Source organism: Bacillus cereus group sp. N12 (assembly GCF_016483575.1).
GTDB lineage: Bacteria > Bacillota > Bacilli > Bacillales > Bacillaceae_G > Bacillus_A > Bacillus_A toyonensis.
This window is the reverse complement of record NZ_JAEHBO010000137.1, coordinates 1-7872: the sequence shown is the minus strand read 5'-3', so window position 1 is coordinate 7872 and position 7872 is coordinate 1. Positions and strand designations below refer to the sequence as shown.

The following is a 7872-nucleotide window of genomic DNA, read 5'->3' as shown; positions in this document are numbered from 1 at the left end:
TGTTTGTCTTGTTTGTCCTGTTTGTCTTGTTTGTCCTGTTTGTCCTGTTTGTCCTGTTTGTCTTGTTTGTCCTGTTTGTCCTGTTTGTCGTGCTTGTCCTGCTTATTTTCTATTTCCTGCTGTTCTAGTTCAAATTTGTCAGATTCTAATTCAGAGCGCTCGTCTTTTTTATAGCTTGTTATTCTATAAATCTTTATTTTGCTTTGTTTTCTATGTTTTGGCATAGGAATCCCCTTTCGAATTGTGTTATTTTATTTTATTCTATGTAATTTAGTAGAGTTTGCTTGGACAATAGATAGAAGAGTGTGTTCAAGAGAGGTTTATTTTTTTACTGGATTTTCAAGCTGAAAAATTTTTTTAGTGTTTTTTTATTTTAAATACAACTAGACAACTAAACACTAATCTATTTTCATACAGTTATGTGTTAAAAGTGTGTTGTTTTATAACACACTGTGTGTTTTTTGGGGGACACACTAATTGAAAGCGTTAACACACAAAGAAAATGCTCGAAAAAGCGCTGATTTTAGTGGTTTTAAAAAGTTGGCACGATAATTGCATTAATAAATAGCGTAAAGAAAAATAAATAACATAAACTTTTTATACTACACAAGGGGGATTTTCAAATGAATATTTTATTATGTTGCTCAGCAGGGATGTCTACAAGTTTACTAGTTACAAAAATGGAAGCGGCTGCAAAAGCTCGCGGTTTAGAAGGAAAGATTTGGGCTGTATCTGGGGATGCAGTAAAAAACAATATCGATCAAGCAGATGTACTATTATTAGGACCACAAGTTCGTTACATGCTCTCTTCAATGAAAACGCTTGCTGATGAGAAAAACGTTGGAATTGATGTTATTAATCCAATGCACTACGGCATGATGAATGGAGAAGCAGTTTTAGATCACGCACTAACACTTAAAAAATAATTAGGGGGGAAGCGAAATGCAAAAATTTATTGCATTTATGGAGAAATATTTAGTTCCAGTCGCAGGAAGAATCGGATCGCAGCGTCATTTAGTTGCAATCCGTGATGGTTTTATCGCAGTTATGCCTCTTATTTTAGTTGGATCGTTTGCAGTACTTATAAATAATCTACCAGTTGATGCATTCCAAAAACTTATGAAGGGTGCATTTGGGGATGTTTGGAAAGATATCGGCGGTGGTATGTGGACAGGGTCCTTTGCAATATTAGCTCTCATAGCCGCAGTTGGGATAAGTTATAATTTAGCAAAATCTTACGGTGTAGATGCGTTGTCAGCAGCAATTATTACATTCGGTGCATTAATTATTATATCTCCGACAACGCCAAAAGAAGGCGGTATTGATTTAGCTTGGACAGGATCACAAGGTTTATTCGTTTCTATCATTGTAGCTCTTCTTGTAACCGAGGTATTCAGATTCTTTGTTCAAAGGGATATTACAATTAAGATGCCAGATGGTGTTCCACCAGCAGTAATGAAATCATTCGCAGCATTAGTTCCAGCATTCGTTATTTTAATCGCAACAGCAAGTATTCAATTAGCTGTGAAATTAGCGGGAACAAGTATTCATAAAATCGTATTTGAAACAATTCAATTACCATTACAAGGTTTAGCAGGTACGTTACCAAGTGCAATTATTATCGCATTACTTATTCACGTATTATGGTTCTTCGGATTACATGGTCCTAATATTATCGGTGGTATTATCGACCCAATCTATTTACCAGCACTAGAAAAGAACATTAAATTATTTAACGATGGTATGTCTGCATATGATGTACCGCACATTTTCACAAAGCCATTCTTTGATGTATACGTATACATCGGTGGATCAGGTGCAACATTAGCATTCTTAGTAGCGGTAATGCTTGTTGCAAAAAGTGCGCAACTTCGTGGTGTAGGCCGTGTATCTATCGGTCCTGGTTTCTTCAATATTAACGAACCAGTTATTTTCGGTACACCAATTGTATTAAACCCAGCGTTAATCATTCCATTCGTACTTACACCAGTTGTATTAGTAATTACTTCTTATACAGCAATTTCTTTAGGATGGGTACCAAAAACAGTTGCTTTAGTTCCATGGACAATGCCACCAATCTTTAGTGGTTATCTTGTAGCGGGCGGAAGTATTGCTGGTGCTGTACTACAGCTTGTAAACTTTGCAATCGCGGTAGTTATTTACTATCCATTCGTATTAATGTGTGACCGTACGTATGTACAAGCTGCGAAAGCTGAAACAAAAGGAAACGACAATTCAGTATCACTTTAAAAAGTGTTGTTCTGACGAGTTTGTCTAGCTCGTCAGAACAATTACCTTTATATCATGTTCAAAAAGATGAAAAACATCTATAAGAACACCAAACTATCATTCATAAAATAATAATTTAATAGACATGTTCAAACTGAAGGGGTATTTAAATCGGTTGAACCATAATAGAGAGGGCGGTAATTATGATGACTACAGCAGAACAAATTCCATTCCAATTGATTTTAAATAGTGGTAATGCACGAAGCTTTGCAATGGAGGCACTTCAATTTGCCAAACAGGGGAAAATGGCAGAAGCAGATGAAGCGATGGTAAAGGCGAAAGAAGCGATTAATGAAGCGCATCATTTCCAAACAGAGCTCATACAATCAGAAGCAAGAGGAGAAAAAACAGAGATTAGTGTTCTTTTAATCCATGCACAAGATCATTTAATGAATTCTATTACAGTAAAAGAATTAGCAGCAGAGTTTATCGATCTTTATAAAAAGCTTGAAGCGAAAGGGGAATAAAGCATGACTGGAATTAAAATTGCTACAATCGGCGGTGGATCTAGTTATACACCAGAGTTAATTGAGGGATTTATTAAACGTTATGATGAGCTTCCTGTTCGTGAAATTTGGTTAGTAGATATTGAGGCAGGAAAAGAAAAGTTAGAAATCGTTGGTAACTTAGCGAAACGTATGGTGAAAAAATCAGGTTTACCAATCGAAGTGCATTTAACACTTGATCGCCGCGAGGCATTAAAAGGTGCTGACTTCGTAACAACACAGCTTCGTGTCGGTTTATTAGAAGCACGTGCAAAAGATGAAGCAATTCCGTTAAAATATGATGTAATCGGTCAGGAAACGAATGGTCCTGGTGGTTTATTTAAAGCGCTGAGAACGATTCCTGTTATTTTAGATATTTGTAAAGATATGGAGGAACTTTGTCCAAATGCATGGTTAATTAACTTTGCTAACCCAGCTGGTATGGTAACAGAAGCTGTCCTTCGCTATACAAATATTCAAAGAGTAGTTGGTCTATGTAATGTTCCAATCGGAATTCGCATGGGTCTTGCGAGATTACTTGAAGTAGATGCAAGTCGTGTACATGTTGATTTCGCAGGTTTAAACCATATGGTATACGGATTAGACGTATATTTAGATGGCGTAAGTGTAATGGATCGAGTGTTAGAGCTTGTAACAGATCCAGAAAAGCAAATTACGATGGAAAATATCGCTGCTCTTAATTGGGAGCCAGACTTTATTCGTGGTCTTCGCGCAATTCCATGTCCATATCATCGTTATTACTACAAAACACGTGAAATGTTAGAAGAAGAGAAAGAAGCTTCAATTGAAAAAGGTACACGTGCAGAAGTAGTAAAACAATTAGAAGATGATTTATTCGAGTTATATAAAGACCCGAATTTAGATATTAAGCCACCACAATTAGAAAAACGTGGCGGAGCTTATTACAGTGATGCAGCATGTAGCTTAATTACGTCTATTTACAATAATAAAGGTGATATCCAGCCTGTTAATACAAGAAACAACGGAACAATTGCAAGTTTACCACATGATTCTGCTGTTGAAGTGAACTGTATTATTACGAAAGAAGGTCCAAAACCAATTGCGGTCGGAGATCTTCCAGTACCAGTTCGCGGTTTAGTACAGCAAATTAAATCATTTGAGCGCACAACCATTGAAGCTGCTGTTACAGGGGATTATCATAAGGCGCTGCTTGCTATGACAATTAATCCACTTGTACCGTCAGATAAAGTTGCAAAACAAATTTTAGATGAAATGTTGGAAGCACATAAAGAATATCTTCCACAGTTCTTTAAAAAGGTAGAGAAGTAAAAAGCGGCGCTATTTAGCCCGCTTTTTTTATTCTATTAGGAGGTATTATGATGATTAAGTTGATTGTAAATGCAGATGATTTCGGTCTTACAGAAGGTACAAATTATGGTATTATTGATGGACATATAAATGGACTTGTAAATTCAACGACAATGATGATGAATATGCCAGGAACAGAACATGCCGTACGCTTAGCGAAAGATTATAAAACGTTAGGAGTAGGTGTGCATCTCGTATTAACGGCAGGAGAACCACTTTTAAAGGATGTACCATCCCTTGTAGGGAAAGATGGGGCGTTCCATAAACAACGTGTTGTAAGGGAAGGGAATATAAATCCTGAAGAAGTTGAGAGAGAATGGACTGCTCAAATTGAGAAATTTTTATCTTACGGATTAACACCAACTCATTTAGATAGTCATCATCATGTGCATGGATTAAAGGTTTTACACGATGTTCTTGAGATGTTAGCAAGTAAATATAACGTTCCGATTCGTCGTTGTGAGGAAGATAGAGCAGTGCGCCCATTTTCTGATGTGTTTTATAGCGATTTTTACGCGGATGGTGTGACGGAAGATTACTTTTCCAAGTTAAAAGGAAGAGTGAAGGATGAACAAACGATAGAAATTATGGTACATCCAGCGTATATTGATCCAGAGCTTGTGAAACGTTCTTCTTACGTAATGGATCGTGTGAAAGAATTGCGTATTTTAACGGAGAGTGAGTTACCTGAAGGAATAGAGCTTGTGAAGTTTTAATAGGAAAACGACGGCTAAGTGGCCGTCGTTTTTTATATTTATAAAATAGATATAACATATCCACCAAAAGCCCCGAGTATAACGATAATCCAAGGCGGTGTTTTCCAAAAAGTTAGTAAGCCAAAAAGAAGAGATGCAAAGACAAAATCTGAAGCATTCATAATTGTACTCGTCCAAATTGGATCGTAAAAAGCGGCAATTAAAATACCGACAACTGCGGCGTTAACACCGAGTAATGTGCCTTGTATAGCGGGTACCTTTCTTACACTGTCCCAAAATGGTAAAACACCAATAACGAGCAAAAAGGCAGGAAGGAAGATAGCGATTGTTGCGATTACTGCTCCAGTGGTTCCGTTTAGCACTGCCCCTATATAAGAAGCAAATGTAAAGAGAGGCCCTGGCACCGCTTGTGTTAATCCGTATCCAGCTAAAAATTGTTCTTTTGTCATCAGCCCGTTCTGTACAAACTCACTTTCAAGAAGAGGGAGTACGACGTGCCCTCCGCCAAATACGAGAGAACCAGAACGGTAAAAGCTATCAAATAATGCGATATGAGGAGAGAGCGGTCGCAGTATTGGTAGCAATAGTAATAGTCCGAAAAATAAAATGAGACAAGAACTAGCCATCGTTTTTGAAATAGAAATTTGTATTTTATAGACTTGGGCGTTTTGAGGAGTTTTATATAAAAGCCAGCCGATCAGCCCTGAAAGTAAAATGAGAATGATTTGTGTCCAGCTACTTGGCCATAACAAGGCAATCGCGGCAGTTACAATGGCGATTGTTGCACGGTTTCGGTCCGGAGTTAGCTTTTGAGCCATTCCCCATATTGCATGAGCGACAATTGCGACTGCTACAAGTTTGAGTCCATGAATCCATCCTGTACTTCCAATTTCGAATTGATTAAGGAATGAAGCAAAAAAGACTAAAACGAGAACAGAGGGGAGGGTGAAACCAATCCAAGAGATAATTGCTCCTAATAGCCCGCCCCTTAATAATCCAACGCCCATACCGACTTGACTACTAGCGGGACCAGGAAGGAATTGACACAGTGCTACTAAGTCTCCGTAACTTTTTTCATCCATCCATTTTCTTTTTTGCACGTATTCATGATGAAAATAACCAAGATGAGCGACAGGACCGCCGAATGAAGTAAGTCCTAATTTAAATGAGACGAGAAAAATCTCGACTAATAATCGAAAAGAGTAGTTGTTATTTTTCAAAGTAACCTCCTAGAAAGTTTTTTCTATGTGCATTATACAAGAGGTGGTAAAGCAAAAGAAATGATTCTTATGTAAAGATTTTGTGAATCTTTTCTTCGTAATTAAAAGTTGAAAAAGTCATAAATGATTATGTGTAAACCATAAAGTAGTAAAAGAAGTGCTGGGAAATTGATATAAGGAGAATGCCCTATGACAACACACTTTTTTGCTAGGTTAACAGGGAAGAGGGAATTGCCTCCTGTAAATACAGAAGCTTTTGGGGTAGCAGAGTTTATTTTTAGTGATGATTTAACGAAGTTGCATTACAGGGTAATATTAAAAAATATAGAAAAGGTCACATCGTGTCAAATTCATTTAGGGAAGTCCAGTCAAATTGGTCCCGTTGTTTTCTATTTATACGGTCCGCTAGAGCAAGGGATTAGTTTGAATGAGGGAAGCATTACTGGTGCCGTAAATGTGGAGGAATTCGAAGGGCCTTTACAAGGAAAATCCCTTGTTCATTTTCTCCAAGAAATTATTCAAGCTAATGTATATGTAAATGTTCATACGAAATCACATAAAAAAGGAGAAATAAGAGGGCGGATTAGAAAGGTAAAGAAGTAAATGAAAAGGCTGCTCCAAAAAATTGGAACAGCCTTTTCGAATTAGATAGGATGATGTGTATTGACGATACATTCATATATTTTGAAAATCGTCGATATAAATTTATCCTGCATTAACTGCCCGTAAAAGCATTCACTTTATTCGTAGGAGTTTCGCTAAAGGTTACTTGTTTAACTTTTAACAGGCTGATTTTTAATAAAGAAGTCCATGATATAAAATACTTCATCATCTGGTATTTGTATTTCAAATGTATTTTCAATTGGTTGTAATGCTTTTTTCACTTTCATATACATCCAGTACTCATCTTGTCTTCTTTTTTCTTTATCAGGATGAGGAAGAAGTTTTTCTCCTTTTTGAAGACGATCAACCATACAGCTCATATGCAAAATAACACCCATTAAGCTATCAGGAGTTAGCTGCAAGGAAATTAATTCTTGAATTGTATTTAGTGCGTAACGAATTGTTTTAATTAGTAATGCCCCGTCGTTACGCTGCATTTGTTGTTCAAGAATATCGGCCATTTTCGCATATGTTTCTTCATACGTAATTAATTCTTGAATTGGCTGAATCGCTGTGTAGTTCACAATATCTTGGAAATGATATGTTAAACAAGGGACTTGCACATCGAAATTTGTGACGATACAAATGATATTACGCTCTTTTTTTATGTTCTCAATCATTTTCGTTAAATCTTTTTCATGGACGATACTAATTGGGATAATTTCAATTAAGTCTTTATCAAATCTTAAATAGTTCTCTAACATTTTTTGAATAGCTAAGGCACTTCCTTCGCCAGTTAAACAAGCTGTTAAAATAACAGACTTCATTGGTGATAGTGGCTTTTTCTTTTCTTCTTGTACGTTTAAATAGAACGGCGTTAAGTTCTTTACTGTTTCATATAGTGCATCTAATGAATAGCCGAGCTGAGCTTTTCGAGCTGCTTCTAGTGCGTGTGGAGTACTTATCATGGAAAGGACACGTACAGGAATTTTGAATTCAGTTTCTAATATATCACCGATATAAGCAAGAGACCCCATATCAACAAGTAAGAGAAGCCCGTTTACATTCTGAAGTGTTTTCATATACACTTTAACCCGCTCTAAAAAATCTTTCGGTGATTCATGTAGTGGCATATCAATACCGGTCACTTCATCAATACCGAGGAGTTCATTTGCAACGTTTGCCATTTCTGTTGCGATGCCATTACCG

Annotated in this window: 8 protein-coding genes and 1 pseudogene; 6 read left to right on the top strand and 3 right to left on the bottom strand. The window is 36.8% G+C overall.

Annotated features, from left to right (window positions below):
- A pseudogene (locus tag JDS92_RS28955) lies at positions 1-224 on the bottom strand (polyamine aminopropyltransferase); the annotation flags it as partial.
- A gap of 399 nt (positions 225-623) precedes the next feature.
- Between JDS92_RS28955 and JDS92_RS28950 the strand changes: the two are divergent.
- The 5 genes from JDS92_RS28950 (at position 624) to chbG (ending at position 4840) form a co-directional block, all read left to right on the top strand.
- Entirely contained in the window at positions 624-926 is a 303-nt protein-coding gene (locus JDS92_RS28950; RefSeq protein WP_001023563.1) for a PTS sugar transporter subunit IIB, read from the top strand.
- Positions 927-942: 16 nt separating this feature from the next.
- On the top strand, positions 943-2250 hold the full coding sequence (gene celB, locus JDS92_RS28945) for a PTS cellobiose transporter subunit IIC (protein WP_001168852.1): 1308 nt from the start codon (positions 943-945) through the stop codon (positions 2248-2250).
- Between the two features lie 182 nt (positions 2251-2432).
- Positions 2433-2756 (top strand): PTS lactose/cellobiose transporter subunit IIA, encoded by a 324-nt coding sequence (locus tag JDS92_RS28940; protein ID WP_000989054.1) that lies wholly within the window; start codon positions 2433-2435, stop codon positions 2754-2756.
- A gap of 3 nt (positions 2757-2759) precedes the next feature.
- Entirely contained in the window at positions 2760-4085 is a 1326-nt protein-coding gene (celF, locus tag JDS92_RS28935; RefSeq protein WP_000145765.1) for a 6-phospho-beta-glucosidase, read from the top strand.
- Positions 4086-4135: 50 nt separating this feature from the next.
- The gene (gene chbG / locus JDS92_RS28930) at positions 4136-4840 is read left to right on the top strand and encodes a chitin disaccharide deacetylase (protein WP_000593458.1); all 705 of its coding nucleotides are present in this window, start codon (positions 4136-4138) and stop codon (positions 4838-4840) included.
- A 38-nt stretch (positions 4841-4878) separates the two neighbouring features.
- Here the strand turns inward: chbG and JDS92_RS28925 are convergent, their stop codons facing one another.
- On the bottom strand, positions 4879-6060 hold the full coding sequence (locus JDS92_RS28925; RefSeq protein ID WP_000794692.1) for a chromate transporter: 1182 nt from the start codon (positions 6058-6060) through the stop codon (positions 4879-4881).
- A gap of 189 nt (positions 6061-6249) precedes the next feature.
- Between JDS92_RS28925 and exsM the strand changes: the two genes are divergently transcribed.
- Positions 6250-6663 carry an exosporium regulatory protein ExsM gene (gene exsM, locus JDS92_RS28920; RefSeq protein ID WP_000207041.1) on the top strand — a complete coding sequence of 138 codons (414 nt, stop codon included), beginning with the start codon at positions 6250-6252 and terminating at the stop codon, positions 6661-6663.
- A 170-nt stretch (positions 6664-6833) separates the two neighbouring features.
- Here exsM and JDS92_RS28915 read toward each other — a convergent pair.
- Positions 6834-7872: PRD domain-containing protein (locus JDS92_RS28915; protein ID WP_199632970.1), on the bottom strand; the 1039-nt coding region annotated here is incomplete at its 5' end.